This is a genomic window from Curtobacterium sp. A7_M15, from assembly GCF_030705415.1.
GTDB lineage: Bacteria > Actinomycetota > Actinomycetes > Actinomycetales > Microbacteriaceae > Curtobacterium.
In genome coordinates this window covers 22,909-49,091 of the sequence record NZ_JAUZED010000014.1, presented here as the reverse complement: position 1 = coordinate 49,091, position 26,183 = coordinate 22,909, and the positions used below count along the sequence as shown (strand labels likewise).

Here is a 26,183-nt window from a genome sequence, read left to right as displayed (position 1 = left end):
GGCCCCCCCCGCGCCCCCCCCGACCGTCTCCGGCGACGCCGGAATACGCAACCACTCTGGATGGTTACAGCGCACCACCGCAGGAGGCAGCATGAACACCACGGCCACGGAGCGCCCGAGACTCCCCCTCAACACCTTCGGCATCGCGTTCGGCACCGCCGGACTGGCGGGCACCTGGACGGCTGCCGCGGCCCTGCTCGGTGCGCCCACCGCCGTCGGCGAGGTCCTCTGGGCCGCCGCAGCGATCGCCTGGATCGTCACCATCGTCCGGTACCTCCGCCGCCCCGGCGGTGTCCGCGCGATCGCCGCCGACCTCCGCCACCCCGTCCTCGGACCGTTCGCCGCGCTCGTCCCCGCCGTGGGCTCGCTGCTCGCGGCCCACCTCGCGACCTGGGCGCCCGTCGCCGGTGCGGTCGGCGTGTGGCTGATGCTGGCACTCACCACGGCCTTCGGTGCCTGGTTCGTCACCGACCTGCTGACCTCCCCCCGCGACGCCGGTGCCCTGCACGGGGGCTACCTGCTCCCGACCGTGGCCGCCTCCCTCCTGAGCGCGCAGGCACTCGCCGCGATCGGCCACCACGACCTGGCGCTCGGGTACTTCGCGACCGGGGTGCTGTTCTGGCTGCTCGTGGGCTCGGTGCTCATCGCCCGCTTCGCGACCGGCCCCGCAGTGCCGGCACCGCTGCTGCCGACGCTGGCCATCCTGTCCGCGCCGCCGGCGGTCGCCGGCAACGCCTGGTGGACCATGACGGGAGGCGCGCCCTCCCTCGTCCACACCGCCCTCGCCGGCACCATGGTCGCCTTCCTGCTCCCCCACGCCCTCCTCGTGCGCCGCTACGCCCGGAGCGGGTTCGCGATCGGGTTCTGGGCCATGACGTTCACGACCGCGGCGAGCGCCACGTACGCGGTGCGACTGCTCTCCATCGCGGACCTGGGCGTCCTCGGCACCGTCCTCGCCTGGATCGTCGTCGCGGTCGCGTCCGGCATCGTCGGCAGCATCGCGGTCCGCTCCTTGGGGCTGCTCCGCCGATCCGAGGCGGACGGCTCGCGCCGGAGCTCCTCCTCGTACCGTCGGCTCGCCCTGATCGGCGTCGTCGTCGCGTCCGTCGCCGTGGCGTTCGGCGCGGGTGCCGGCAGCCCGCTCTTCGTCGTGTACCAGTCGGCGTGGGGATTCCCCGACTGGCAGCTGACCACGGCGTTCACGGTGTACGCCGTCACCCTGCTCGGGACGCTGCTCGTCGCCGGACGGCTGTCCGACCACATCGGGCGCCGACCGGTCCTGGCGGCGGCCCTCGTCCTCATGCTGATCGCGAGCGTCCTGTTCCTGCTCGCGGACTCGATCGGGTGGGTGATCGCGGCCCGGGCCGTGCAGGGGGTCGCCACCGGCGCGGCCACCAGCACGTTCACGGCGGCCATCATCGAACTGTCCAGCGAGCGGCACCGTCGCACGATGACCGTCCTGACGAGCGCCGCTCCCGTCGGCGGACTCGCGCTCGGGGCGTTCGGCGGTGGGATCGCCGCGCAGTTCGCTCCCGACCCCACCGCCGCCGTCTTCCTGACGCTCGGGGTCGTCCTCCTCGTGGGGATCGCCGCGGTCCTCGCCGCCGACGAGACCGCAGACCGGCACGCCGGGGCGCTCGCGTCCCTGCGGCCCGTGCTCGCGGTCCCCGGGGCGGCCCGAGCGTGGTTCGCCGTCCTCGCGCCGCTGACGGTCGCGGGCTGGATGTTCTCCGGGTTGTTCCTCGGGCTCGGACCGCGACTCGACGACGGGGTGTTCGGTATCGACGGCGGGACGGCCAGCGCAGCCGTCATCGCCTTGCAGCCGGCCGCCGCCGCGGTCGCCGGGATGCTCTTCTCACGCGCCCCGGCCAGGATCGCCACCGCGGTCGGCGCGGCACTCCTGCTGCTCGGCGCGATCGGTGCCGGGACCGCGATCCTCTCGGCGGACCTCCCGCTCCTGATCGTGGCCGCCGTCATCGGCGGCGCGGGCCAGGGCGCTGCGTTCGGCTCGTCCCTACGGATCCTCGGACCGCTCGCCGACAACGCCACGCGCGGCGGGCTCTTCGCCGCCGTCTACCTGGTCGCCTACGCCGCCTACGGAGTCCCGGTGCTCGTCGCCGGGTTCTTCACCGGGTCCGTCGGACTCGCCGGGGTCGGCGCCGCGTACGCCGCGCTCGTGGCGATCGCCGCCGTCGCCGCCGGGATCGGCCTGACCGCGCGGTCCCGCCGGGAACGCACGGCCGTCCACACCGCGTGAACCGCCCCCTCGACCTTCCGCACTGACCAACAGGACGACCATGACCACGCCCATGCCCACCGCCGGCTCCTTCCTGATCGGCGGTGACCTGCCCGTCGCCCGACTCGGCTTCGGTTCGATGCAGCTCGCCGGGCGGAACGCCTTCGGCCCGTCCCGCGATGTCGAGGGTGCCCGCGCAGTGCTCCGTCGTGCCGTCGAGCTCGGCGTGACGCTCGTCGACACCGCGGACGCCTACGGGCCCGAGGTCGCGGAACGGCTCATCGGCGAGGCGCTGGCGCCGTACCGATCGGATGTCGTCATCGCGACGAAGGGCGGGTTCGTCCGGGGTCCACGAGGCGAATGGATCGTCGACGGTCGTCCGGAACACCTGCGCGCCGCCGTGCAGGGGAGCCTCCGCCGACTACGACTCGAGCGGATCGACCTGTACCAGCTGCACCGGATCGACCCGCGTGTCCCGCTCGACGAGCAGCTCGGGACCCTCGCAGCACTCCGTGCACAGGGCCTGATCCGGCACGTCGGGCTCAGCGAGGTGAGCGTCGCCGAGCTCCTCGCCGCGCAGCGGATCGTGCCGATCGCCACGGTGCAGAACCTGTACAACCTGGTCGAGCGTTCCTCGGAGGACCTCGTCCGGGTCACCGCGGAGCTCGGCATCGGCTTTATCCCGTGGTTCCCCCTGGCGACCGGCGGGCTGACGCGCGGGGCCGGAGCGCTCGGCGCCATGGCCGCACGGGCCGGTGTCACACCGTCGCAGGTGGCCCTCGCGTGGTTGCTCCAGCACGCCCCGAACGTGCTGCCGATCCCCGGGACGTCCAGCGTCGACCACCTCGAGGAGAACGTCCGGGCGGCGTCCGTCGTCCTGTCCCCGCTCGACGTCGCGGTGCTCGACGGCGCTGCCTGACGCTCGGGAAGCGGAACGGCCCGGCCCCGAGGGGCCGGGCCGTTCGACGTGGGGGTCACGGGGACGGGACGAAGAAGTCGCCGTACGACGGGTCGTCGGGGAGCGACCGCTCCGCCACCAGGACGGCGATCTCACGGGGTGAGCGCAGCCCCCGTCGGCGCCACTGGTCCGGATCCGCCCGGAGCACGTGCAGCACCGTCCGCAGCGCGTTCACCGCCGGACCCCGGGCACTTCGGTCACGGGCGTCGGCACGGGCAGGAGCAGCGTCTGCAGCGTCGGGCTGGCGGCTCCCGCTCCCACGTGCAGCACGGCGGGCAGGGGCGGGAACGAGATCGTCATCGCAGGTCTCCTCGATCGGGTCACGTCGTCGCGACACCGACGACGCTACGGCCGGTGGTCTGCTCCGCACGTGTCCCCCCGGGGACCATCCCCCGTAGGGGCAGGTGGCCGTGCCGCTCGTCGCGGCCCGGACCGGCGTTCAGTCGACCAGGGTGTCGGCGAGGCTCGTCAGGCGGCGAGCGGACTCCTCGTCCGCGCCACGCCACAGCAGCAACGTGTCGCCCGCCGGACCGGGCACCGCGAACCGGTGGTGGGCGAGTGCCACGCGACCCACCACCGGGTTGTCGAAGCGGACGACCCCAGCCGGCTCGGCGGCGACCGGGTCCGCCCAGAGCCGGGCGAAGGCCTCGCTCCGGGCCGCGAGTTCGCCGACCAGTTCGACGTACCCGCGGTCCTCGTCGTGCTCGTCGAGGGTGCGCCGCAGCTCCGCGACGACGCGCGCGGCCAGCGGGACCGTGTCCGGCGGCTCCGGCGATGCGCGGAACGTGCTGTCGCCCGCGGTCCGCAGGAACGCGGCCCGCGCGAGGTTCTCTCCGGGCCGGAACGTCGGGTGCACGGCTCCGGCCAACGCGTTCGCCACACGGACGGTCAGGTGTCGGTCGTAGACGACGGCGGGGACCGTCCGCCACGGCAGCAGGAGCCTGCCGAGCAGCGCTCGTGGATGGTCGGCCGAGTCGTCCGTGCTCACGGACGGAGCGTACGGCTCCCGCGCCGAGGGCATCGTGCTCCCGCCGGGGACACCATCCCGCGGTCCGGTCGAACTGCCGGCGGTGCGGCGCACGGTCGCCGGACGCGTGGGTCGTCGCGCTCAGTCGCGCGGGGTGTTCCGCTCCCGCGTCCACCCCGGCAGGGCGGGCACGATGGACGTCAGGACGACCAGTGCCGTGCACGAGCCACCGATGGCCAGCAGGAGCCCGACTGGGAGGACCGGCCTGGTCGACGGGTACTGCCCCGCGAGCACTCCCCACTCCGCGGTGACGGAGAGGGCAACCGTGGCCGCTGCGACGAGCGTGCCGCTCACCCCGAGGACCACGCCCTCGAGCGCTGCCACACCGACCGGCAGCGCCGGGGTCGCGCCCACCGCCAGCAGCTGCTCGCGCTCGCGCGCCCGGTCCCGGGACGCCATCGCCGCCGTCGCTGCGGCTCCGACGGCCGCGAGCAGGACCGGTCCGCTGAGGACGAGGACCGTCGTCACCGCGGAGCCGCTCCCGGTCGCGTCACCGCCGGTCGCGGTGCCCGCGGTCCGCTGGCCACCGACGAGCGCGGTCGGCAGTGCCACGGCGACCAGGAGTGCGGCGAGCGTCGTGTCGCTCCGGGCTGCGGCCCGCCGGACCGCGGCCCGTGCGAGACCGAAGGACACCCAGGCGTTCGCCGGGACCACCGCCGTCCACAGTCGCACGACGGGCGTGCCGACCCACCTTCCGAGGACGGCGACCGCCGCCACCAGCCCCGGACCGATCAGGAGCGCGGGCGCCGCACCGTGCGGGACCGAAGCCGGGAGTCCGGCGAGCATGCTCGCCGCGAGCGCCGTCAGCAGCGCCGCGACCGCCGCAGGGAGGATCGGCGGCCGGTGTCCGTCCGTCCCCGGTCCGGCACCGAGCAGCGCCGGTGTCGCGGCGGCGCGCCGGCTCCCCGCGAGTCCGGCGACGACAGCGGCGACGACCGTCGATGCGATCACGGAGAAGGCCTCGAGCCGGGAAGTGGCCACCCGGACGCCGTCGAGCCCGGAAGCACCGGCCAGGGCTGCACCGACGGTGGCCGGGACGACGACGCCCGTTGCGGCCACTCCGACCACGGCGCCGAGCAGGGCGACGAGTGCTGTCTGCACGAGCACCGTCACCCTGACCCCTCCGGGAGTCACGCCGGCGAGCTGCCAGAGGGCGTACGTCCGCACGAGGAGTCCTGCGGTGAGCCGCGCCACGGCGGACACGACCACGAGGATCGCGACGAGTCCGAACGCGGCGGTCGTCCCGGCGATGGACAGCAGCGCCAGCCCCCGGACGCCCGGGGTGCGCAGGCCACCGACCACGAGCACGCCGGGGACGCTGCCGGCCACCGCGGCCACCGCGCACACCGCGCACAGGCCGGACCAGACGCGCCACGACGTGCGGAGGTCCGCCGCCGCCAGCCGGGCGAGGATCATGCGCGGGCCGCCGCGCGTTCGACCGCGTCGAAGAGCGCGTCGACGTCCGGTGCGACCAACTCGGCGTGGACGACGCCGTCCCGCAGGACGACCACGCGGTCGGCACGCGCCGCTGCCGCGAGGTCGTGCGTCACCATGACGACCGACCGCTCGCCCGAGGCGGTCTGGCGCAACAGGTCGAGCACCGCGCCACCGGCCACGGTGTCGAGCGCCCCGGTCGGCTCGTCGGCGAAGAGGACCCGGGGCCGGGCGACGAGCGTCCGCGCGATCGCCACGCGCTGCTGCTGCCCGCCGGACATCGCGTCGGGGTACCGGTGCGCGTCGCCGAGCATCCCGACGGCGTCCAGTGCGGCGTCGACCGTCCTGCGGTCCGCGGGACGCTTCGCCAGGCGTGCCGGCAGCGCGACGTTCTCACGGGCGGTGAGGGCCGGGATCAGGTTGTACGACTGGAAGACGAAGCCGACCCGACCGCGGCGGAACCGCGCCGAACGCTGTCGCGAGAGCGAGCCGATGTCGGTGCCCTCGATCTCCACGGCGCCCCGGAGCGGGCGCTCGAGCCCCGAGAGACACGCGAGCAGCGTGCTCTTCCCGGAGCCGCTCGGGCCGACGACCGCCAGCATCTCGCCGCGGCGGACGTCGAGCGACACTCCGCGCAGGACGGGGACGGCCTCGCGACCGGGGTAGGCGTGCTCGATGTCCCGGGCTCGGACGACGGGCGGGTCCTCGGTGTCTCCTCGCACCGTCGCAGGCTAGTCGGCGGGCGGTGCCGCCAGCCTGTCCCCACTGCGGACAGACTCGACTCCCGGCGTCCCGCCGTCGGCCCGATCGAGCAGCTCACGCAGCTCGCCGAGCACCGCGCCGGCCTGGGCGTCCGCCCGGTCGGCGTCGACCAGGGCCATCCCTCGCTCGGCGTCGCGTCGGGCCCGCTCCGTCTCGCCGGAACCGAGCAGCGCCTCGGCACGCTGTCGCAGCGCCCGAGCAGCACCCGTGTCCCACGACATCTCCGAGGCGGCATCGAAGCCCTCGTCCGCGGCCTCGCGGGCTTCGTCCCACCGCCCCAGCGCGTTCGCCGACTTCGCGATCTCCTCGAGCGCCACGACCCGGGTGAACACCGCTCCGGGGTCGCCGCCCCCGACCCGGTCGAGGTCGCGGAGGACCGCCCGGAACGCGGCGATCGCCTCGTCGTGTCGGCCGAGCAGGTGGAGCGCCGCGCCCGCCATCGAGCGACACTGCACGAGTGCGGCGTCGTCGCCGGTCCTCGTGTTCCCGTCGATCGCCGCGTCGATGTGCGGCAGCGCGCGCTCCGGCTGGCGGAGTGCCAGGTACGCCCATGCGACGTGGTACTCGGCGCTCGCGGACACGGCGTCGTCGTCGGCCTCGCGGGCGTCCGCGAGGCCCCTCGTGGCGAGTTCGAGCGCGCCCGCGCGGTCTCCCCGCTCCATCAGCGCGGCCCACGTCTGCAGGCCGAGCAGGCGTGCTGCCGATGCCCGGTCGCCGACCGTGTGCGCGGCGTCGACCGCATCGCCGAACAGCTCGTACCAGTGGCCCCACGCGGGCCACAGGTTCGAGAACCACTCGAGTCCGGTCGCGATCCGGGCGACTTCGCCGTGCCGGCCGTCCGACACCGCAGCACGGAACGCCGCCCACCAGTGGTCCACCTCGGCGGTGATCCACCGCCTCGCCGCAGTCGGGTCGCCGAACTCCGGCTCGGCCCGGCCCCCGCGGACGGACTCGGAGGCGAACAGCCGTGCGGCTCGACCCAGCACGCCGAGGACCGTCCCGTGCAGTCGCTCCCGCAGCGCCCGGGGCGTACCGGGACCGTCCTCGGCGACGATGCGGTCGGCGCCGAACGCGCGGAGCAGGTCGTGCACGTGGTACCGGTTGCCGCCCCGGGGCTCGACGAGCCCCAGGTCGACCAGGTCCTCGAGGGCGTCCTCGGCGGTCACGTCGTCGAGGCCCAGGGCCGCGCCGCCGGTCCGGGCGTCGAAACTCGTCCCGTCGATCACCGCGAGCGACCGGAACAGCCGCGCCGTGGCGACCGGCAGACGCTCGTACGAGACGGCGAACGCGGACTCGACCGAGCGGTCACCGTGGCGGAGGGCGCCGAGCCGTCGCTCCTCGGCGCGCATCGCACCGAGGAAGCCGTGGACGTCGTCGACGCCTGCCGCGATGCGGCTGCCGGCGATCCGGAGTGCCAGCGGGATCCCCGCGCATTGGTCGGCAACCGTTGCCAGCGCCGGGTCGTCCGCGGCGTCCGGCACGATCCGCTCCAGCAGCGAGTGGGCGTCGACGGGATGCAGGGGGTCGACCTGGACGCGGAGTCCGGCGTCGAGACCGGCCAGCGGGCTCCGGCTCGTCACGATCACCGGGGTCCCCGGCGCCGCCGCTTCGACCACCGGACGCACCTGCGCCTCGCTGGCGGCGTCGTCGAGCAGCACCGCGTGCGGGTGGTCCGCGCTGATCCCGCGCCAGCGAGCTGCCGCGGCGTCCAGGACGGCGGGCGCTTCCTCGGCGCCGTCCGTGGCTCGGGTGACGAGGCGGCGGAGGACGTCGAGCGCCGAGAGCGGCGAGGTCGTCTGCCCGGCGAGGTCGACGTGCACCCACGGGACGCCGTGGACGCGCAACGCCTCGGCCGCGAACGTGCTCTTGCCGATGCCGGGGCCGCCGGACACGAGCACGATCCCGGGCCGGTCGTCCCGGAGGTGGTCGAGCACCTTGCTGAGTTCGCGGCCGCGGCCGGTGAAGTCGACGACGACGTCCGGCGCGCTCTCGGGTGTCGCAGGATCCGCTCGCCCGATCGACAGCAGCGCTGCGCGTTCGGCCGCCGTCGCACCGAGCGCCGACGCGATCGCCTCGATCGTCGCGCGCTGCGGGCGCCGCGCGACCCCCCGCTCGATGTCGCTCAGGGTCCGGACGCCGACGTGCGCTGCTGCGGCGAGCTCGGCGAGCGTCCGGCCCGCCGTGGTCCGCAGCCGTCTGAGGAGCTCGCCGTGGGGTGGTTCCTGCACGTCGTCCTCGATTCCTGCCTGCGTTCTGCATGGTGCCCGCACCGGGTGCCTGGTGGGCTGTCATCGGACATCATGCAGCACCGGTGACGGCGTTGCAGCGAGGACGAGAGGGAGCGATGCCATGCCGACTGCGATCACACCCCTGGGTGAGTACCTCCGCGCCCGACGAGCACTCGTGCAACCGCAGGACGTCGGCATCGTGTCGTCGACACCGCGACGGGTGGTCGGCCTGCGACGGGACGAGGTGGCCCGGCGTGCCGGGATCAGCCAGGAGTACTACCTCCGACTCGAGCAGGGCCGCGACCGCCAACCGTCGGACCAGGTGCTGCACGCACTGGGCCGCGCGCTCCGTCTGGACCAGGACGCCGTCGACCACATGGACCGCCTGGTCCGGATCCAGACCGGAGAGGCCCGGGCCGGCGACCGCACGACGCCGCCCCGGGTCATGGAGACCCTCGGCGGTCTCCTCGACCAGTGGACCGAGACGCCCGCCTACGTGATGGACGGCAACCAGGACGTGCTGGTCGTGAACCCGCTGGCGCGCGCGATGACCGGGGGCGGACTGGCGCCCGGCGTGAACCTGCCGCTGGCGGTGTTCTCACCGGTGGGCCGAGCCCTGATGCCCGACTGGCCCGAGGCCGCCGAACGGACCGCGGCCACGCTGCGCTACGGGAGCGACCCACGCGACCGGCGCCTCCAGGAGATCGTCGGCACGCTGTCGGTCCGCGACGCGGAGTTCCGGCGGTTGTGGGCGCGGCACGATGCCCGTCCGTACCTGAACGGAGCGCTCGAACAGGACGTGCACGGGCAGGGTCGGGTGACCCTCACGTGTCAGACCCTCGAGGTCCCTGGCCCCCAGCGGTTCGTGCTGACCGCGTTCCACGCGACCCCCGGGACGGACGGCGCGCGGGCGCTGGCGGCCCTCCGGAACGACGTCGCGGCCCCCACCGGACGTCGCAGCGTCGCCGTCTGACGGCCGAACGCCCCACCGGGAGCCCCGGTCAGTCGGCCGGATCGGTGAGCGTGTCGCGGAGCGCCGACAGTTCCCGGTGCAGTGGGTCCAGTCGTGCCGGACGGACACGCGCAGGCAGGGCGTGCAGCGCGCGCTCCACGTCGGCCAGCGCTTCCTCGGGGCGCCCCAGTTCCACGAGCACCGCAGCCCGCGAACGGAGCAGCAGGCCGATGGACGTCCCGGTGTCGTCCGGCAGCGTCCGCAGCGCAGCGTCGAGGACCTCGAGCGCCTCTCCCGGCGCGCCGGCCTCGAGCAGCGTGGAGGCGAGCGCCGCGCGGGCGAGCGCCTGCGCGTACCGGACGCGTTCATCGACGGGGTCGAGGCCCTCCACGATGCCGTCGACCGCCGCTCGGAGCGCGGTGACCGCTTCGTCGTACCGGCCCTGGGTCTGCAGGGCGAGGCCGAGCATCCCGCGAGCCTGGTGCAGGAAGACGGGGTCGTCCTCGCGCTCGAACCCCGCGACCGCGGTGAGCGCGTGTGCTTCGGCCGCGACGGGGTCCCCGCGCTCGAGTGCGCTCCAGGCGACGTGGTAGTGCCCCCAGGCGACGAGGTCGGGCGCCCCGGCCCGTTCGGCCGCGGCGAGTGCCTCGTCCGCGTGCTGCGCGGCCAGGTCGTGGTCCCCGAGCTCGATGTGCGCCGCCCAGGCGAGGTGCCCCGCGACCCGTGAGCGCACGGCATCGTCCGCGAGGGCGTCGGCCGCGCGCTGTGCCACGAGGTCGAGCTCGTACCAGCGTCCCCAGTCCGGCCAGAGGTTCGCGAACCACTGCAGGACGGCCGTGAGCTCGATCACGGTCTCGTGCCACCCCAGCGCAGCGGCGCGGCGGTACGCCGGCCACCAGTGGTCGACCTCGCCGAGGATCCAGTCGCGGGCGACGTCCTGGTCGGCGTCGGGCTGCGCGACGGGTGCCCGGCCGGGCACCACGAACACCGACCCGGCTGCCAGGAGCCGGCCGAGCAACCACCGCGTGAGCCGCTCCCCCGCAGCGGCCTCGGCCCGGGGGTCCTCGCGGAGCCGCTCGCGCGCGAACAGACGGATGATGTCGTGGACGCGGTAGCGCGCACCCCGGGGTTCGACGAGGCCCAGGTCGACCAGTCCCTCGAGGCGCGACTCGATCTCGTCCGGGTCTGCGCCGAGCGCCGCCGCGACGACGTCCGCCCCGAACGTGACGCCGTCGAGCGCCGCGGTCGCCCGGAACACGGCTGCGGTGCCCGGGTCGAGGTCGTCGTAGGAGACCGCGATCGCCGCCGCGACCGAGACGTCGCCGGCCACGAGCAGCGTGAGCCTGCGGTCGGCCGAGCGGAGGCGCGCGACGAGGTCTGCGGCGCTCGTCGCGGGACGGCTCGCGATGCGGTTCGCGGCGACGCGGAGCGCGAGGGGGAACCCGTCGCACAGCGTGATGAGTTCGTCCACCGCGGCGGGATCGCGCTGTTCGGCGGGCACGATGCGCTCGAGCAGTCGACGGCCGTCCTCCGGTCCGAGCACGCCGAGGACGATCCGGTCCGCGTCGAGACCGGCGAGCGTCCGACGCGAGGTCGCGACGACGGTCGACCGCCCCTCGACGAGCACGGGTCGGACCTGGTCCTCGCTCGAGACGTTGTCGAGGTGCACCAGCACCCGTTCGGTCGTGCACAGCTCCGACCACCGTGCCGCTGCCGCGCCGAGCGTGCCCGGTGGATCGTCCGGGTCGCACTGCCGGAGGACGCGCTGGAGCACCTCGAGCGCGGTCGTCGCCGGTCGGCCGTGTCCGGCGAGGTCGACGAAGACGCGGCGTTCGGCGCCGGCCGCCCGTCCGATCGCCTCGGTCACGAGCGCGGTCTTCCCGATGCCCGGCGGTCCGGAGACCACGACGACCGGAGGGCCGGACGGCCGGTCGAGGCCCGCGACGAGTCGTTCGAGTTCGTCCGAGCGGCCGGTGAAGTCCGCCACGCGGGGTGGGCGGAAGTCCGTGCGCCCGGTGTCCGGTCCGGCACCGGAGCCGGCACCCACCAGCGGCGCCCGGAGCCATCGCCGTGCCGCCTCGTCGAGCCCGAGCCCGAGCACCAGCGCCTCGATCGTGCGGGGCTGCGGATGCCGACTGCGACCGCGCTCGATGTCGCTGATCCCCCGGACGCTCACGCCCGACCGTTCGGCGAGTGTCTCGAGCGTCATCCCGGCTGCCAGCCGCAGTGTCCGGAGCCGCGCTGCGAGGTCCGTGCCACCCACGACGCTCCTCCCGGTCGTGGACAGCGTAACCTGCACGGGCGCTCAGTCGAGGTCCGTCGTCTCGTCGCTCTCGCTCTGCGGACGACGCGGGAGCAGCTCCGGCAGCTCGTCCGGCGACGGCGGAGGACCCTCCACGTACAGCGCCACCGCCGAGGCCTCCAGCGTGGACCGGTTGCCGTACCTCGGCCAGCGATGCAGCATCTCGCGGACGAAGCCGGACGCATCGGTGTGGTGCGCGAGCACCGTCTCGACGTCGTCGAGGTACCGACGGAGCGCGACGACCTGCGGACGCGCAGCGTCGGAGCGGGCGCCCGGGTGCCGGTGGCTCGCGACCACCCACGCCGGGCGCAGCACCTCGACGAGGTCGAGTGCCCGCGTCCAGTTCCGACGGGCGTCCGCGTCGGTGCCGATGAGCCACGGGTGCACCCGGTTGTAGACGAGGTCGCCGCCGATGACCGCGTCGAGGTCCCGCACCGACACGACGCTCGTCGGCCGGTCGCCGATCCGTCCCACGTCGTACAGCTGGAGGGCGTGGCCCTCGAGGTCGACGACCCCGGCCGGGTCCGGGTCGGGTGCCGTGAGCGAACCGGGGAGCCGCCCCGGGAACAACGACTCCCAGCGGTGCACGGCTCCGGTCTGCTCGCGCGCGCGTCCGGCGACGTCGGCGACGGCGGTCGCCACCGCGTCCGGGAAGGCCCGCAGGACCCGGTCGAGCCCGAAGAAGTGGTCCGCCTGACCCTGTGTGACCACGACGGTCCGGAGCCGTTTCCCGCTGGCCCGGATCCACTCGACCAGCGCGTCGGCCTCCTCCGCGGTCATCAGGGCGTCGACGAGGACGGCGTCGCGCTCACCGGAGACGAGGGTCGCCGTCGTGGGCGACCACGTCGCGGTGCCTGTCCCGTCGAGGCGGGCGCGTGCGACGTCCCGGTACCCGCCCAGCCACACGTCCATGGTGAGCGGCGAGAGGACCGTGCCACCGGCGCTCCGGAGCCGGTCGGCCAGCCACGACCGGACACGTTCGCGCTCGGCGGTGGACGGATCGGTGATCGCCTCGGTCGTCCACGTCACGAGGCTCCCCTCCGCCTCCTGCGACACGCGGACGACCCCGTCCACGTCGTCGACCGCCGAACCTCCGGGCATGCGGGCCCGGTAGGCGAGGACGCCGTCCTCGGTGCGGATCCGCTCCTCCACGACACCGAGGTCACCGGGGAGCCGGCGGATCCACCGGCTCGTGCCGGGCACGAGCACCTCGGCCGTGCCGCCGGGACCGACGTGCGCGTCCTCGGAGTCGACGAAGTGGGACCAGGTCGTGCTCGGCGAGCTGTGGAAGCGGGCGGCGACGGTGACGTGCGCCCGGCGGATCGGTGGATCGTGCACGAATCTCCCTCCGCACCGAGCCGACGCTACGGGTCCCGGGTGACGCGAGGGTGTCCCCGTCGGGGGCAGCCAGCACCGTGTCGTCGCCGCGATGCGCTTGGATGTGGACGAGCGGCGCGACGACACCCGGAGAGACGAGGACTGGCATGGCACGGACGACACCCCTCGGCGACTACCTCCGCGCCCGTCGGGCCGCGACCCGCCCCGAGGACGTGGGGGTCGGTTCGCACACGCGCCGCCGCGTACCGGGGCTCCGTCGCGACGAGGTGGCCGGGCTCGCCGGGATCAGTCAGGAGTACTACCTGCGGCTGGAGCAGGGCCGCGACCGCGCCCCTTCCGACCAGGTCCTCCACGCGTTGGCCCGGGCGCTGCGGCTCGACGACGCCGGCCTGCAGCACCTGCTGCGGATGAGCACGGTCCAGCCACTCGACGTGGCGGCTGCCGAGGCGGCGGTGTCCGTCGAGGCGATGTCCGCCATCCTCGACTCCTGGCCGAACACACCGGCGTACATCATCAACTCCCGCCACGAGGTCGTGCTCTCGAACGCCCTCGCGCGATGGGTGGTCCCGCTCGGGCTCGAGGTCGGCAGGAGCATCCCCGAGGTGGTCTTCACGTTCCCCGAGGTGCGGGCGCTCCCGACCTGGCCCGCACTCGCCGACCGGACCGTTCGGCGCATGCGGTTCTACGGCCACCCGTACGACCCGCGGCTCCACGAGACCGCGACGCGGCTGGCGACGCTCGACCCGGTGTTCCGCGGCCTCTGGGAGCGCCACGAGGTCGACCCGTACTACGACGGCGACGTCCGACCCTTCGTCGAGGGGTACGGCCAGGTCGCCCTCCGCCACCAGACGTTCGTGGTGCCGAACACGCCGGGGTACCTGCTCTGCGCCTACCACGCCGTCCCGGGCTCCGACAGCGCCGCGGCACTCGCCGAACTCACGGAGCGCATCGCGGGTGCGGTCGAGTTCAGCTGAGCCGGACCCGCTGCTCGGACACGTCGAAGTTCTGGTCGAACAGGTCGTCGGGGTCCCAGCGCGCCTTGAGGTCCCGCAGGCGCGTGAGCGTCGCGGGCGGGAACGCCTCGGCGACCGCGCCCGGGGCGTGGTCGCTCTCGAAGCTCAGGTACATGCCGTCCATCAGGGCGTGCACGGGCTCCCAGGCGTCGTGGAACGCAGTCCCGCCCCGGACCGAGACGGCGGTCACCGAGAAGTTCTGGTGCCGGTGCGCGTACGCGGTGGCCGCCGGGTCCACGTCGTTGATCGCGCCGCCGACCGAACGGATCTGGACCATGTCCGCGCCGGCGCTCCGCAGCATGGTCGCGATCCGCTCGGACAGGTCCTCGTCGAGGTGCGCGGCGAGTCCGGTGTGGGTGGAGGCGCGCTGCTGTCCGGTGTGCGGTGCGCCACTCGTCAGGGGCACCGCCGCGTACGGCGTCACCACCGCCCGCTGTCCCGAGAGCCCCGGGAGCCGCAGGAACCGCTCGATCTCGGGTGTCGCCGCGTCGACGTCGTCGCCGGCGTACACGATCGTCGCCTGCGCGACGGGCGTCGGCCCCGCGCCCATGTACAGGAAGGCCGACACCTCGCGCGCCGCTGACTCGACGGTCCGGCCCCATTCCCGGAGGAACGCGGCGAGGTCACGCGGCTGGTACACGGCCGTGGTCTGCACGACGTCCGCGGTCTCAGAGGCCTCGAAGTCGAACGAGGTGACGATCCCGAAGTTCGCGCCAGCGCCGCGGACCGCCCAGAACAGGTCCGGCTCCTCGTCGGCGGAGACGCGTCGCGCGATCCCGTCCGCCGTCACGATCTCCGCGGAGCGCAGGCTGTCGATGGTGAGGCCGTGCGCGCGGCCCATCAGCCCGATGCCACCGGTCGTGGCGAGGCCGCCGACCCCGACGTCACCCGAGTCGCCGGAGCTGATCGCCAGTCCGTGCGGGGCGAGTGACCACGCGACCGCGCCCCAGCGCGCACCGGGACCAATCCGGACCGACCGTCCGCCCCGGTGCTCGATCGACGCGAGGGCTCGCAGGTCGATGACGTCGCCACCGGTGTTCGTGGCGATGCTGCTGATGCCGTGGCCGCCGCTGCGCACCGCGAAGGGGCCACCCGACGCCCGCACGATCCCGAGGGCTTCGGCGACCTCGCTCGTGGTCTCCGGGAGCAGGATCGATCCCGGTCGGCCGGTGCTCGAGTAGACGTGCTGCAGGGCTGCGTACCCGCGATCGGCGGGTCGGACGATCTCCATGGTTCCTCGGTTCAGCGCGTCGAGGACCCGGGACGCGGACCCTCGGCTCGATCGGTGAAGTACTGCAGGGGCGTGCGGGCGAGCGGGCTGCTCCCCGCGACCAGGTGTGCGACGTGGTCGCCGACCTGGGTGGCGTCGATCCAGCGCGGATCGTCGATCCCCGCCGTCTGCCGTGCACGGGTGCGGATCACGCCGAGCACGAGTTGCACGATGCGGGGGCCGCGGCCCCCGAGCTCCGCGTCGAGCGTCAAGGACAGGGACTTCGTCGCGGCGGCGCTCAGGGCGACGCCTGCGCTGCCGGGGAACGGGATGTCGGCGCTCATGCCGTTCAACTGCATGAGCACCCCGGATGCGGAGATCTCGGGCAGGAACGCGCGGAAGACCCGGAACACGCTCGTCAGGTTGCCGTCCAGCAGCCGCTGCCACTCGTCGTCGTCGAGTGCCAGCGCAGGCTTCCGCCCCTGGTCTCCCCAGGACGCGAGCGAGACGACCACGCCGTCGAACGCTCCGAACTCGTGGGCGATCGCGGCCACGTCGCCGTCCAGGGTGGGACGCATCGCGTCGAGGACCCGTGTGTGCAGGTGACCGGGGAGGCCGGCCGTCGCCAGCCGCGCCGCGAGGGCGTCGAGTCGCGCGCCGTCACGTCCGGTCGCGATCACGGTCGCGCCCGCCGCGAGCGTCGACCGCACGACGCCCTCCCCCACGCCGCCGCTCCCGCCGACCACGACGACCGTCGATCCGGTCAGGTCCGCCGTGGGTGTCGTCCAGGTGTCGATGCTGCTCATCGTCCGTGCTCCTCGTTCTCGTACTGTTCCGGACGTCCGTCGTCCGGTCCGTCGCCGTCCGTGCGGCGCATGTGCTCCTCGAGCGCGCGCAGTGCGCGGTCAAGGCCGGCCAGCGTCTCGTCGTCCAGCGCGTCCCCGAACCACGTCGCCGCGGCACGGAGGTGTGCTCCGACGGCCGCTCGGTGGGCGGACCGACCGGAGCCGGTGATGACGATCGACGATCCCCGCGCGTCCCGGAGTCCGCCGTGCCGCTCGACGAGTCCACGGCGCTCGAGCCGACGGAGCTGGTGGGCGAGCCGGCTGGAGTCCCAGCCGATCGCCGACGCGCACGTCGTCGGACGCGCGTCTCCACCCGTGTCGACCAGGTGTGCGAGCACCGTGAACTCCGCTTCCGACAGGTCGGCTCGCCCGCGCAGGTCCGCGCCGACGCGGCGGCGCAGCCGCTCCGTCACCACCTGGAGCCGTTGCCACGTGTCCAGTTGTCGGTCGGTCAGTCGCTGTCGCACAGTGGGTCCAACTACCTGACGCGTCAGGTATTCCCGACGCGACCAGGAGCGGACGGGAGGCGCGGGTCGGGCCCGCACCGCGCCTCCCGTCCGCCGACGTGTCCGTCTCGGGGACAGGATCGGCCCCGCCGATCGCAGTAGCGTGCCGACGCGGCCGCAGACGCGGCCAGGAGGAGCAGATCGTGCAGCGACCACCGATCGACGGCATCCACCACCTGAAGGTCCCGGTCTCGGACCTCGACGCTTCGCTGGCGTTCTACGAGCGCGCGCTCGGGGCCGAACGGATCCCCGAGGCGGACCACTTCCGTCCGAGCGGTGAGCTGTTCGCCGTGATCTGCCGCGTCCCCGCTCTCGGCACCCTCCTGGAGCTGCGGCTGCACCCCGTGCGGGCGCTCCTGCAACGGGGCTTCGACCCGATCACGATGCTGATCCCCGGGGTCGCGGACCTCGAGGAGTGGGGCAGATACCTCGACGAGCTCGGCGTGGCGCACTCCCCCGTGCTGACCGGGATCCAGGCGTGGCTCATGGTCGTGCCCGACCCCGACGGCACGGCGCTGCGGCTGTACACGAGGCAGACGCACGGGCCCGAGCTCGAGGCAGACCACGGGTCCCCGTGGCTCGACGAGACGGTGCGTCTCAGCTGACGGGCTCAGGCGCCGCCGGCTCGTCGTCGTGCGGCTTCGCCGATCACGGTACCGAGGTCGAGCTCCGCGGCGAGCAGCCGGTCGTCCTCGAGGGGAGCGGATCCGCCCGCCGCCCGGGCCAGGTACGACGGGCTCACCATCCGCTCCTGGAAGGTCCGGTACGCGAGCTCGAGATCCGATCGCGGCGGCAGGGCAGCGCGGGCGACCATCGCCTTCGCGGTGGCGAGCGCGTCACCGTCGAACGACGCGAGGCGCGCGACGATGCCGGCGACGTGCTCGTCGAGTCGGTCGTCGTCGAGCGCACGGGTCACCCAGCCCCAGCGTTCGGCGGTGTCGGCGTCGTAGTCCGCGCTGGTCAGGATGACCTCGAGCGCACGGTCGCGTCCGATCTGTCGCGGCAGGCGCTCCGTCCCGCCGCCACCGGGGACGACCGCCGTGCCGACCTCGGGTTGGCCGAACCGAGCGCGTTCTCGGCTCGCGTACCGCAGGTCGAGTGCCAGGGCGAGCTCGTTGCCACCGCCGCGCGTGCGCCCGCGGATCACCGCGACCGTGACGTACCGGGCCTCGGACAGCGCGACGACGAGGTCCAGCCAGGCCTCCCCACCGGGGAATTCGTCGATCCGCGCGAGGTCGAAGTGGTTCAGGAAGAAGTCGTCGGTGCTGCTCTCGAAGACGACCACCTTGATGCTCGTGTCGTCAACGAGCTGCGCGACGACGTCGGCCAGACCGCGGACGGTCGCACCGGTCATCAGGCCGACGGGCGGATCCGAGACGACGACGCGTCCGACCGCGGGTGACTCACGGGTGAACTGCACAGGGGACATCAGGAGCTCCGTTCGGTTGGTGTCGTCGACCGTACGGAGGTGCCGGATCGCGGACGTGTCCCGGTGGGGAACAGGCTGGGGCCCACACCGCCTCACGGTTTGGCACGGCCCCCGGCGCTGCTTCAGAACATGGTGTTGGTGTTCGCCGACTGCTCCGGGACCTGCTGCATCACGTCCCAGTGCTCGACGATCTTGCCGTCCTCGAGCCGCCAGATGTCGGCGACGGCCATACCGCGGTCGCCCGGGGTCAGGTGGAAGGCGCTGTGGGTGACGACGTGGTCACCCTCGGCGATCGTGCGCTTCACCTCGAGGCGGAGTTCGGGGAACCGCTCGCGCATCGAGTGCACGTACGCGACGAACGCCGGCACGCCGTCCGGCGCCCCCGGGTTGTGCTGCACGTAGCTGTCGCCGATCGCCGCTGCAGCAGCGGCCTCCGGCTCGCCGTCGTTGAAGGCGCGCGTGTAGAAGGCGGTCACGGTCTCGGTGTTCGTGGACATCTCGGTTCCTTCGTTCGTGGTGGTCAGGGGAGCAGGACGGTCTTGCCGAACCCGCCGCCGTCGCGGTGCGCGGTGGCGGCCTCGGCCAACGGGTAGGTCGCCGACACGGTCGGGCGGAGCCGACCCGCCTCGACGAGCCGGACCAGCTCGAGGAGTCCGAGGCGGTCGGCCTCGACGAGGAGCCCGGCCAGCCGGACCCCTCGCTCGGCGGCAGCGGTCCGGGTCGAGTCTGCGATCTGCGGGATCATCGTGACGACGGTCCCGCCGGGACGCACCACGCCGACCGCCGTCGCGGTGAAGTCCCCGCCGAGCACGTCGATCACGACGTCGAGGTCGGCCACCACGGTCGCGACGTCGGTCGTGCGGTAGTCCACGACGCGCGCCGCCCCGTAGGAGCGTGCGGCATCGACGTTCGGGGTCGAGGCGAGCGCGGTGACCTCGGCGCCGAGGGCGGCGGCGATCTGGATCGCGAGGTGCCCCACTCCCCCGGTCGCCCCGGTGACGAGCACCCGCGTGCCGCTGGTGACGTGGGCGGTCTCGACGAGGGACTGCCAGGCGGTCAGCCCGGCGAGCGGCAGGGCGCCCGCCTCGGGGTGCGTCAGCGCGTCCGGCTTCGGGACGAGGGCACGGGTCGGTGCGACCACGTACTCGGCGTAGGCGCCGGCGCCCTTCGGGAACGGGAGCAGCCCGAACACCTCGTCGCCCGGCGCGAGGACCGTGACGCCCGGACCGACCGCACTGACGGTGCCCGAGACGTCCCAGCCCAGCGTGAACGGCGGGTGCGCCCCGAACGCGCCGGTCTGGCGGTACATGTGGTCGGCCGGGTTGACGCCCGCGGCGCGGACCCGTACCAGCACCTCTCCCACCCCGGGCACGGGTCGACCGACCTCGACGCCGCGGAGGACCTCCGGTCCGCCGAGCTCGTCCTGGGTGATCGCGAACATCGTCTCTGCCATGCGATCCACGCTAGGGAGCACCTGCGCACCGACCAACGGCAGTTCTGTCAAGTTCCGGTACGATCCCGCCATGCACACTGCGTCCGCGCACCGCGTCGTCGTCCTCGCGCAGGACGGCGCGTACCCGTTCGAGGCCGGGATGCCGGCGCGGGTCTTCGGTGCCGCCGACGACGCCTACGAGGTGGTCCTCTGCACACCGGACGGCGGGCCGATCCGGACGAACGCCGGGTTCGACATCGCCCCGTCCGCCGGGCCCGAGGCACTCGCAGACGCCGACACCGTCATCATCGCGCCGGTCGAGCCGTACTCGCTGCAGCGGGAGCTGCCGCGCGCCGTCACGGATGCACTCGCGGCGGTCCCCGACACAGCACGGATCGTCTCGATCTGCACGGGCGGTTTCACCCTCGCCGCGGCAGGCGTCCTCGACGGCCGCCGGGCGACGACCCACTGGCAGTGCGCCCCGCTCTTCCGCGGTTGGTTCCCGGACGTCGAGCTGGACGAGGACGTGCTCTTCACGAGCGACGGCCGGGTGCACACGTCGGCCGGCGCCGCGGCGGGCATCGACCTCTGTCTGCACCTCATCCGCGAGGACCACGGGTCCGAACTCGCGAACCGCGCTGCCCGTCGCTGTGTCGTCGCGCCGCACCGGGACGGCGGTCAGGCGCAGTTCATCGAGCGGCCGGTGCCGAACGCGAGCGATCAGTCGACGTCAGCGACGCGCGACTGGGCGCTCGGCCGGCTGCAGGAACCACTGAGCGTCCGCGCGCTGGCAGAGCACGCGCACATGAGCGAGCGGACGTTCGCCCGCCGGTTCCTCGACGAGACCGGGCTGACGCCCCTGCGGTGGCTCACCCAACAGCGACTCACCGCAGCCCGAGAACTCCTCGAGACGACGACCCTGGACGTCGACGGCATAGCCGCCTCGGTCGGGTACGCGACGGGTACGTCGCTCCGACGTCACCTGTCGGCAGCCTTGGGCACGACGCCGTCGCGGTACCGGAGCACGTTCCGGGCGGTGCGCTGACGCGCGAGAGCTCCGCCTCCAGGATTCGAACCCGGACCTAACGGCACCAAAGGCCGTCGTGCTGCCATTACACCAAGGCGGAACGCGCACGGAGGCGCCGGACCATCCTCCCACGACCGACGAGTCCGACGGCGCACTCCCGAGCAGGGTGTCCGCGCCACGGACACGCTCGGCGTCCCGGGGCTGCCTACGGTGCAGGCACGGGGGAGCAGTCCCCACCAGGTCCAGGAGAAGGTGCAGCATGTCGAACGCGATCGTGATCTCGGCCTTCGGCGGTCCGGAGGTCCTGCAGTGGCGCTCCGTGGAACCGCCGACGGCCGGCCCCGGCGAGGTCCTCGTCCGCGTCCGGGCAGCGGCGGTCGGTCCGACCGACCTGCACATCCGCGCCGGCGACCTCACGTCGGTGTTCCCGCAGCGCCCCGGGGACGTCCTCGGCTTCGAGGCGGCCGGTGTCGTGGAAGCGGTCGAAGCCGGTGCCGAGGCGCACGTCGGCGACGAGGTCGCCGCGCTGCTGCCGTCACAGGGCGGGTACGGGGAACTCGTCGCGACACCGGTCTGGTACCCGAAGCCCGCTTCGGTGCCGTGGGACGCTGCGGCCGCCTTGCCCGCCGCGGCCGACGCCGCGGTCGGCACGATGCGCACCGTCGGTGTGGAGCCCGGGGAGACGCTCGTCGTGCTCGGTGCCGCCGGCGCGGTCGGGAGCATGGTCGTGCAGCTGGCACGTGCCGGGGGCATCCGGGTCGTCGGTGTGGCGAGGGAGCACGACGCCGCGCTCGTCCGCGACCTCGGCGGCGAGTTCGTCGTGTCCGGCCCCGGAGTCTTCGAGCGCGTCGGCTCCACGGTCGACGCGGTCATCGACGCTGCCGGTCGCGGCGGCCTGACGGAGGCGGTGTCCGTGGTCGGTGACCCCGGCAGGGTCGTCACCCTCGTCGGCGGTCCGGAGGTCGCTCCGTCGGGCGCGGTGCTGTCCCACCCGAGCCCCGACCGCGCACCGGACGCGCTCGCGGTCACGATGCCGTTGCTCGCCTCCGGGGACCTCCGTCTCAAGCGACGTCTGACCCTGCCCGTCCGCGAGGCGGCCGAGGCCCACCGGCTCCTCGAGTCCGGCGAGACCCGGGACAAGATCGTGCTCACGTTCGACTGATCCCCGGGCACGAGCCGCGGCGGCTGGCCGTGCACCGCCCGCATCCGCCAAGATGGTGGGATGCCGCAGGAAGACGAGGTCGACCGGATCGTCGCGGCGTGGGGTCGCGAGCGCTCCGACCTGGACTTCGGCCCGCTCGAGGTCCTGTCCCGCGTCGACCGCCTCGCCCGTCACCTCGACCGCGCCCGACGGGCGGCGTTCGACGCGAGCGACGTCGAGCCGTGGGAGTTCGACGTCCTGTCGGCGCTGCGGCGGGCCGGCGAGCCCTACGAGCTCAGCCCGAAGACGCTCCTGCAGCAGACACTGGTCTCGAGCGGCACGATGACGAACCGGGTGGACCGGCTGGCGGCCCGCGGGCTCGTGGCCCGGCGGACCGACCCGAAGGACGGCCGGGGCATCCTCGTGTCGCTGACCACCGAGGGCCGCGCAGCGGTGGACGCCGCGATCGCTGACCTGCTGGCCGCCGAGCGTGCCATCCTCGCCGGGGTCTCGGACACGGAGCAGGACCAGCTGTCGGGGCTGCTCCGACGACTCATCCTCGGACTCGGGGACTGACCCGACCGTCGTACGCGCGGGTACCCTCCGGCGCATGCACGCGATCACCCTGGCCGTCGCCGACGTCGCACGCTCGGCGGAGTTCTACCGCGCCCTGCTCGGGATCGACGGCAGCGGGGTGATCGGCACCGAGTACCCCGCGACCGACACCGAAGCGGGCGGCACCACCGCGATGTTCACGCTCGACGACGGACTCATCGTCAGCGTCTACGGCCGTGACGACCTGGCGAAGGACTCCGGCGTCGCCCTGGCGACCGCGCCGAGCAGCACGATCGGGCACTTCGTCGAGAGCCAGGCCGACGCCGAGGCGTTCCTCGAACGAGCGCGGGCTGCCGGGGCGACGATGCTCGCGCCGCCGTACACCCGCCCGTGGGGCATGTGGTCCGGCTTCTTCCGGGACCCGGACGGGCACCTGTGGGAGGTCGTCGCGAACCCCGGCGGCGGCGCGCCCGCGGACGCACGGCCGACCGAGTAGACGGGATCAGACCCCGAGCTGGTCCGCGAGCTCGAGCCAGCGTTCCTCGAGCTGCTCGATCTCCGCCTCGTGCGCGGTCAGTTGTGCCTGCAGCTCCCCGAGGCCGGCGTAGTCCGACTGGTCGTGCGACGCGAACCGGTCGAGCAGCTTCTTCCGGTCGTCGCCGACCTTCGCGATCTTGCGGTCAAGCGCCGACATCTCCTTCTCGGCGGTGCGGCGCTCCGCGCCCGAGAGGCCCGAGGCAGCCGCAGCCGACGCACCGGAGCCGACCGCGGCAGTGGAACCGGCCACGGGACCGGCCGAGCCGGTCCCGCCGGCGGTGTCGGGCCTCCCGGCAGACGCGGCGGCAGCCGCTGACGCGGTCCCGCCGCCGGTGCCGGCCGCACGCAGCCGCATGTACTCGTCGACACCGCCCGGCAGGTGCCGGAGGTGCCCGCCGAGGACGGCGTACTGCTGGTCCGTCACGCGCTCGAGCAGGTACCGGTCGTGGCTGACGACGAGGAGGGTGCCCGGCCAGGTGTCGAGCAGGTCCTCCATCGCGGCGAGCATGTCGGTGTCGAGGTCGTTCGTGGGCTCGTCGAGGATGAGGACGTTCGGCTCGTCGAGCAGGATGAGCATGAGCTGCAGGCGGCGCTTCTGCCCACCGCTGAGGTCCTTCACGGGCGTCGACAGCTGCGCCGACGTGAAGCCGAGCCGCTCGAGGAGCTGCGACGGCGTCATCTCCTTGCCGTCCGCGACGTAGCTCGTCTTCTTGCGGGCGACGACCTCGCGGACGCGGTCGTCGGCGAACTGCGCGAGGTCGGCGAGCTGCTGGTCGAGGACGGCGACCTGCACGGTCTTGCCCGTCTTCACACGCCCGCTCGTGGGCTGCAGACGGCCGGAGACGAGGCTGAGGAGCGTCGACTTGCCGGCACCGTTCGGGCCGAGGATGCCCGTGCGCTCCCCCGGCGCGATCCGCCACTCGACGCGGTCGAGGATCTGGGTGCCGTCGAACGAGACGCTCACGTCGAGCAGGTCGACGACGTCCTTGCCGAGCCGCGCGGTGGCGGTCTTCGCGAGGGCGACGGTGTCGCGGATCGGCGGCACGTCGTCGATGAGGGCGTTCGCCGCGTCGATGCGGAACTTCGGCTTGCTCGTGCGCGCCGGGGCGCCACGGCGGAGCCAGGCGAGCTCCTTGCGGGCCAGGTTCTGCCGGCGCTGCTCGGACGCGGCCGCCTGCCGGTCACGCTCGACGCGCTGGAGGATGTAGGCCGCGTAGCCACCCTCGAAGGGCTCCACGATGCCGTCGTGGACCTCCCACGTGTCGGTCGAGACCGCGTCGAGGAACCAGCGGTCGTGCGTCACGACGACGAGGCCGCCCTGGTTCGCGGACCACCGACGGTTGATGTGCTCGGCGAGCCACTGGATGCCCTCGACGTCGAGGTGGTTCGTCGGCTCGTCGAGGAACAGGACGTCCCAGTCGCCGACGAGCAGCCTCGCGAGGGCGACGCGGCGGCGCTGGCCACCGCTCAGTTCGTCGACGGACACGTCCCAGGGGATGTCCGACACGAGGCCGCCGATGATGTCGCGGATCTTCGGATCCCCGGCCCACTCGTGCTCCTGCAGGTCGCCCACGACGACACTGCCGACGGTCTCGCCCTCGGGCAGGACGTCGCGCTGGTCGAGGTACCCGACCGTCAGGCCGCGGCGGTGCGTGACGCGGCCGCCGTCCGGTTCGAGGCGCTGGGACAGCAGGGCGAGGAGGGTCGACTTGCCGTCGCCGTTCCGGCCGACGACGCCGATGCGGTCACCCTCGTCGATGCCGAGGGTGACGCTGTCGAAGACGACACGGGTGGGGAACTCGAGATGCAGGTTCTCGGCGCCGAGGAGATGAGCCACCCGACAAGGGTAGGCGGCATGGCGGGGTGCAGTGTGCGGGGCGGGGTGGCGGGCATGTGGGGTCCGGGGCTGGGTCCGACTCGGAACGACATCCCCGTTGTCGTGCGACGACGATCTTGTCGTTCGACAGCGACGTCCGCCAGCGGACGGCGGGCCCAGGAGGCGCGGCTCAGCTCCGGCAGGTCGCGAACGTTGGTGTTGTCGCTCAGATCTGGGGCGCCGGGAAGTCCGCCCAGTCATCAGCCGCCTCGCGATCGTCCGGGAGATCATCCGATATGAGGCTCCGGATGTACTGGTCGAGGTAGGGCAGCGTGAAGCTCACGAAGCCGTGGCCTGCGCGCTGGACGTAGCCGGTGTCGATGAGCCGTCGCTTGTAGACCTGGACGTACTGGTCCGACTCGCCCATGAGCGCCACGATCCGCGACATCTTCGCTCGACCGTCCACGAGCGCCATCGTCATCGCCCTCACGAATTCGCGGTCCTTGTCCGAGAGGTCGAGGTAGACCTTGCTGATCACGCGGTTCATCACCGCCTTGATCGCCTTCTCGAATGCGACTTCGGCGTCCTCGAGCTCGATCGTGGGAGCTTCGACGCGAGCCCGCCAGGCGTAGTCTCCGACCAGCTGGATCAAGTAGGGATACCCCTGCGCGATCTCGGCCAGACGGCGCAGGGCGTCGGGAGCGACAGCTCGGCCTCCGACCTCGGCCGTCTCGCGGAGCACCGCCATCGTTGCGTGCGGGTCGAGTCGCTCGAAGGTCAGGTCGCGCGAGCGCCGCAGGAACGTGGCGTGTTCCTGCTTCAGCAGTTCATCGAGGTCGATCCGAATCCCGGCGAACGCGATCATGATGTTCGCGCCGTCCGTCAGCGCGTGTGACACCTGGAGCGCGAACTTGGCGAGTTCACGAAGCCGAACCCGGCCCGAGGACACCTCGTCGATCGTGATCAGGATCCCGCGGTTGTCGATCGCGTTCGACAACGCGACCAGGTCGTTGCGGAGGAGCGGCTTCACCTCGCGACGACGGTCCTGGTACTCCCACGCCGCGTTGAACTCCCAGATGCCCAGACCTGTCAGTCGGCCCTTCGTCCCAGTATCCAGTGCATTGATCAGTGAAGGGATCGTCGTCTCCATGACTCGCTCCATCAACCCGGAGCTGGCGTCGTCGCTGATGACGAGCCAGCCCGCATCGGTGGCCGCGTGTTGGAGCAACGTCAGCATCGACGTCTTTCCGGCACCACGAAGTCCCGCGATGAGGATCGAGTGGTTCTCCCCGAAGTCGAGCGTGGTGAACACTCGCGTGAGTTCTTCGATCTCCCGCTCATGCCCGCCGAACACCAAGGGCTGACGGCCGTATCCTGGATTGAACGGGCTGCGGGGACGGTCGATCGTCTGCTCGGTCATGCCCTCTCCAAACCG

Annotated in this window: 25 protein-coding genes and 1 tRNA gene; 9 read left to right on the top strand and 17 right to left on the bottom strand. The window is 73.3% G+C overall.

Going from position 1 to position 26,183, the window contains the following annotated elements:
* The first annotated feature begins 91 nt into the window (after positions 1-91).
* Positions 92-2,257, top strand: coding sequence for an MFS transporter (locus Q7F20_RS04745; RefSeq protein ID WP_305738960.1), 2,166 nt, complete (start codon positions 92-94; stop codon positions 2,255-2,257).
* A gap of 40 nt (positions 2,258-2,297) precedes the next feature.
* Positions 2,298-3,155 (top strand): aldo/keto reductase, encoded by an 858-nt coding sequence (locus Q7F20_RS04740; RefSeq protein ID WP_305738959.1) that lies wholly within the window; start codon positions 2,298-2,300, stop codon positions 3,153-3,155.
* A 55-nt stretch (positions 3,156-3,210) separates the two neighbouring features.
* Here the strand turns inward: Q7F20_RS04740 and Q7F20_RS04735 are convergent, their stop codons facing one another.
* The 6 genes from Q7F20_RS04735 to Q7F20_RS04710 form a co-directional block, all read right to left on the bottom strand.
* On the bottom strand, positions 3,211-3,369 hold the full coding sequence (locus tag Q7F20_RS04735; protein WP_305738958.1) for a hypothetical protein: 159 nt from the start codon (positions 3,367-3,369) through the stop codon (positions 3,211-3,213).
* Positions 3,366-3,494 (bottom strand): hypothetical protein, encoded by a 129-nt coding sequence (locus Q7F20_RS04730; protein ID WP_305738957.1) that lies wholly within the window; start codon positions 3,492-3,494, stop codon positions 3,366-3,368. The genes Q7F20_RS04735 and Q7F20_RS04730 overlap by 4 nt, the downstream gene beginning before the upstream one ends.
* A gap of 139 nt (positions 3,495-3,633) precedes the next feature.
* Complete coding sequence (locus Q7F20_RS04725; RefSeq protein ID WP_305738956.1) at positions 3,634-4,182, bottom strand: hypothetical protein; 549 nt, start codon at positions 4,180-4,182, stop codon at positions 3,634-3,636.
* A 120-nt stretch (positions 4,183-4,302) separates the two neighbouring features.
* Entirely contained in the window at positions 4,303-5,637 is a 1,335-nt protein-coding gene (locus Q7F20_RS04720) for a hypothetical protein (protein WP_305738955.1), read from the bottom strand.
* Positions 5,634-6,377, bottom strand: a complete 744-nt coding sequence (locus tag Q7F20_RS04715) for an ABC transporter ATP-binding protein (protein ID WP_305738954.1) — start codon at positions 6,375-6,377, stop codon at positions 5,634-5,636. The genes Q7F20_RS04720 and Q7F20_RS04715 overlap by 4 nt, the downstream gene beginning before the upstream one ends.
* Before the next feature lie 9 nt (positions 6,378-6,386).
* On the bottom strand, positions 6,387-8,645 hold the full coding sequence (locus tag Q7F20_RS04710) for an XRE family transcriptional regulator (protein WP_305738953.1): 2,259 nt from the start codon (positions 8,643-8,645) through the stop codon (positions 6,387-6,389).
* A 121-nt stretch (positions 8,646-8,766) separates the two neighbouring features.
* Here Q7F20_RS04710 and Q7F20_RS04705 point away from each other — a divergent pair, with 121 nt between their 5' ends.
* Positions 8,767-9,618, top strand: a complete 852-nt coding sequence (locus Q7F20_RS04705; protein WP_305738952.1) for a helix-turn-helix domain-containing protein — start codon at positions 8,767-8,769, stop codon at positions 9,616-9,618.
* A 28-nt stretch (positions 9,619-9,646) separates the two neighbouring features.
* Here Q7F20_RS04705 and Q7F20_RS04700 read toward each other — a convergent pair whose 3' ends face one another.
* Both Q7F20_RS04700 and Q7F20_RS04695 read right to left on the bottom strand, forming a co-directional pair.
* Positions 9,647-11,860 carry a helix-turn-helix domain-containing protein gene (locus tag Q7F20_RS04700; protein WP_305738951.1) on the bottom strand — a complete coding sequence of 738 codons (2,214 nt, stop codon included), beginning with the start codon at positions 11,858-11,860 and terminating at the stop codon, positions 9,647-9,649.
* A gap of 42 nt (positions 11,861-11,902) precedes the next feature.
* Positions 11,903-13,237, bottom strand: coding sequence for an MBL fold metallo-hydrolase (locus tag Q7F20_RS04695; protein WP_305738950.1), 1,335 nt, complete (start codon positions 13,235-13,237; stop codon positions 11,903-11,905).
* A gap of 146 nt (positions 13,238-13,383) precedes the next feature.
* Between Q7F20_RS04695 and Q7F20_RS04690 the strand changes: the two genes are divergently transcribed.
* On the top strand, positions 13,384-14,211 hold the full coding sequence (locus Q7F20_RS04690) for a helix-turn-helix transcriptional regulator (protein WP_305738949.1): 828 nt from the start codon (positions 13,384-13,386) through the stop codon (positions 14,209-14,211).
* Here Q7F20_RS04690 and Q7F20_RS04685 read toward each other — a convergent pair.
* The 3 genes from Q7F20_RS04685 to Q7F20_RS04675 are packed head-to-tail and all read right to left on the bottom strand — an operon-like array spanning position 14,204 to position 16,718.
* Entirely contained in the window at positions 14,204-15,481 is a 1,278-nt protein-coding gene (locus Q7F20_RS04685; RefSeq protein WP_305738948.1) for an FAD-binding oxidoreductase, read from the bottom strand. The two genes, Q7F20_RS04690 and Q7F20_RS04685, sit on opposite strands and share 8 nt — an antisense overlap.
* 11 nt (positions 15,482-15,492) lie before the next feature.
* Positions 15,493-16,266 (bottom strand): SDR family oxidoreductase, encoded by a 774-nt coding sequence (locus tag Q7F20_RS04680; protein WP_305738947.1) that lies wholly within the window; start codon positions 16,264-16,266, stop codon positions 15,493-15,495.
* Complete coding sequence (locus tag Q7F20_RS04675; RefSeq protein WP_305738946.1) at positions 16,263-16,718, bottom strand: MarR family winged helix-turn-helix transcriptional regulator; 456 nt, start codon at positions 16,716-16,718, stop codon at positions 16,263-16,265. The genes Q7F20_RS04680 and Q7F20_RS04675 overlap by 4 nt, the downstream gene beginning before the upstream one ends.
* A gap of 236 nt (positions 16,719-16,954) precedes the next feature.
* Between Q7F20_RS04675 and Q7F20_RS04670 the strand changes: the two genes are divergently transcribed.
* Positions 16,955-17,416 (top strand): VOC family protein, encoded by a 462-nt coding sequence (locus Q7F20_RS04670; protein WP_305738945.1) that lies wholly within the window; start codon positions 16,955-16,957, stop codon positions 17,414-17,416.
* 5 nt (positions 17,417-17,421) lie between these two features.
* On the opposite strand, the gene Q7F20_RS04665 is transcribed toward Q7F20_RS04670, so the two are convergent.
* The 3 genes from Q7F20_RS04665 to Q7F20_RS04655 form a co-directional block, all read right to left on the bottom strand.
* Positions 17,422-18,240 carry an enoyl-CoA hydratase/isomerase family protein gene (locus Q7F20_RS04665; RefSeq protein WP_305738944.1) on the bottom strand — a complete coding sequence of 273 codons (819 nt, stop codon included), beginning with the start codon at positions 18,238-18,240 and terminating at the stop codon, positions 17,422-17,424.
* 122 nt (positions 18,241-18,362) lie between these two features.
* Entirely contained in the window at positions 18,363-18,737 is a 375-nt protein-coding gene (locus Q7F20_RS04660) for a nuclear transport factor 2 family protein (RefSeq protein WP_305738943.1), read from the bottom strand.
* A gap of 23 nt (positions 18,738-18,760) precedes the next feature.
* Positions 18,761-19,693 carry an NADP-dependent oxidoreductase gene (locus Q7F20_RS04655; protein WP_305738942.1) on the bottom strand — a complete coding sequence of 311 codons (933 nt, stop codon included), beginning with the start codon at positions 19,691-19,693 and terminating at the stop codon, positions 18,761-18,763.
* A gap of 70 nt (positions 19,694-19,763) precedes the next feature.
* Between Q7F20_RS04655 and Q7F20_RS04650 the strand changes: the two genes are divergently transcribed.
* On the top strand, positions 19,764-20,717 hold the full coding sequence (locus tag Q7F20_RS04650; protein ID WP_305738941.1) for a GlxA family transcriptional regulator: 954 nt from the start codon (positions 19,764-19,766) through the stop codon (positions 20,715-20,717).
* A gap of 10 nt (positions 20,718-20,727) precedes the next feature.
* On the opposite strand, the gene Q7F20_RS04645 is transcribed toward Q7F20_RS04650, so the two are convergent.
* A tRNA-Gln gene (locus tag Q7F20_RS04645) sits at positions 20,728-20,799 on the bottom strand.
* Positions 20,800-20,958: 159 nt separating this feature from the next.
* Between Q7F20_RS04645 and Q7F20_RS04640 the strand changes: the two genes are divergently transcribed.
* From Q7F20_RS04640 to Q7F20_RS04630, 3 genes are read left to right on the top strand one after another with little or no spacing between them, the layout of a single operon-like run.
* Positions 20,959-21,861, top strand: a complete 903-nt coding sequence (locus tag Q7F20_RS04640) for an NADP-dependent oxidoreductase (protein ID WP_305738940.1) — start codon at positions 20,959-20,961, stop codon at positions 21,859-21,861.
* A gap of 60 nt (positions 21,862-21,921) precedes the next feature.
* Positions 21,922-22,416: a MarR family winged helix-turn-helix transcriptional regulator gene (locus Q7F20_RS04635; RefSeq protein WP_305738939.1), complete on the top strand. Its 495-nt coding sequence runs from the start codon at positions 21,922-21,924 to the stop codon at positions 22,414-22,416.
* Positions 22,417-22,450: 34 nt separating this feature from the next.
* Complete coding sequence (locus Q7F20_RS04630; RefSeq protein WP_305738938.1) at positions 22,451-22,891, top strand: VOC family protein; 441 nt, start codon at positions 22,451-22,453, stop codon at positions 22,889-22,891.
* 6 nt (positions 22,892-22,897) lie between these two features.
* Here the strand turns inward: Q7F20_RS04630 and Q7F20_RS04625 are convergent, their stop codons facing one another.
* Positions 22,898-24,769 carry an ABC-F family ATP-binding cassette domain-containing protein gene (locus Q7F20_RS04625; protein WP_305738937.1) on the bottom strand — a complete coding sequence of 624 codons (1,872 nt, stop codon included), beginning with the start codon at positions 24,767-24,769 and terminating at the stop codon, positions 22,898-22,900.
* A 205-nt stretch (positions 24,770-24,974) separates the two neighbouring features.
* Positions 24,975-26,168: an AAA family ATPase gene (locus tag Q7F20_RS04620; RefSeq protein ID WP_305738936.1), complete on the bottom strand. Its 1,194-nt coding sequence runs from the start codon at positions 26,166-26,168 to the stop codon at positions 24,975-24,977.
* Between the last annotated feature and the right edge of the window lie 15 nt (positions 26,169-26,183).

Bases quoted from the DNA above. Each gene is read 5' to 3' on its own strand.
- Q7F20_RS04620 (WP_305738936.1), bottom strand. From the start codon at position 26,168: ATGACCGAGCAGACGATCGACCGTCCCCGCAGCCCGTTCAATCCAGGA.
- Q7F20_RS04705 (WP_305738952.1), top strand. From the start codon at position 8,767: ATGCCGACTGCGATCACACCCCTGGGTGAGTACCTCCGCGCCCGACGA.
- Q7F20_RS04745 (WP_305738960.1), top strand. From the start codon at position 92: ATGAACACCACGGCCACGGAGCGCCCGAGACTCCCCCTCAACACCTTC.
- Q7F20_RS04740 (WP_305738959.1), top strand. From the start codon at position 2,298: ATGACCACGCCCATGCCCACCGCCGGCTCCTTCCTGATCGGCGGTGAC.
- Q7F20_RS04655 (WP_305738942.1), bottom strand. From the start codon at position 19,693: ATGGCAGAGACGATGTTCGCGATCACCCAGGACGAGCTCGGCGGACCG.
- Q7F20_RS04685 (WP_305738948.1), bottom strand. From the start codon at position 15,481: ATGGAGATCGTCCGACCCGCCGATCGCGGGTACGCAGCCCTGCAGCAC.
- Q7F20_RS04720 (WP_305738955.1), bottom strand. From the start codon at position 5,637: ATGATCCTCGCCCGGCTGGCGGCGGCGGACCTCCGCACGTCGTGGCGC.
- Q7F20_RS04640 (WP_305738940.1), top strand. From the start codon at position 20,959: ATGTCGAACGCGATCGTGATCTCGGCCTTCGGCGGTCCGGAGGTCCTG.
- Q7F20_RS04660 (WP_305738943.1), bottom strand. From the start codon at position 18,737: ATGTCCACGAACACCGAGACCGTGACCGCCTTCTACACGCGCGCCTTC.
- Q7F20_RS04650 (WP_305738941.1), top strand. From the start codon at position 19,764: ATGCACACTGCGTCCGCGCACCGCGTCGTCGTCCTCGCGCAGGACGGC.
- Q7F20_RS04690 (WP_305738949.1), top strand. From the start codon at position 13,384: ATGGCACGGACGACACCCCTCGGCGACTACCTCCGCGCCCGTCGGGCC.
- Q7F20_RS04635 (WP_305738939.1), top strand. From the start codon at position 21,922: ATGCCGCAGGAAGACGAGGTCGACCGGATCGTCGCGGCGTGGGGTCGC.
- Q7F20_RS04680 (WP_305738947.1), bottom strand. From the start codon at position 16,266: ATGAGCAGCATCGACACCTGGACGACACCCACGGCGGACCTGACCGGA.
- Q7F20_RS04630 (WP_305738938.1), top strand. From the start codon at position 22,451: ATGCACGCGATCACCCTGGCCGTCGCCGACGTCGCACGCTCGGCGGAG.
- Q7F20_RS04730 (WP_305738957.1), bottom strand. From the start codon at position 3,494: ATGACGATCTCGTTCCCGCCCCTGCCCGCCGTGCTGCACGTGGGAGCG.
- Q7F20_RS04665 (WP_305738944.1), bottom strand. From the start codon at position 18,240: ATGTCCCCTGTGCAGTTCACCCGTGAGTCACCCGCGGTCGGACGCGTC.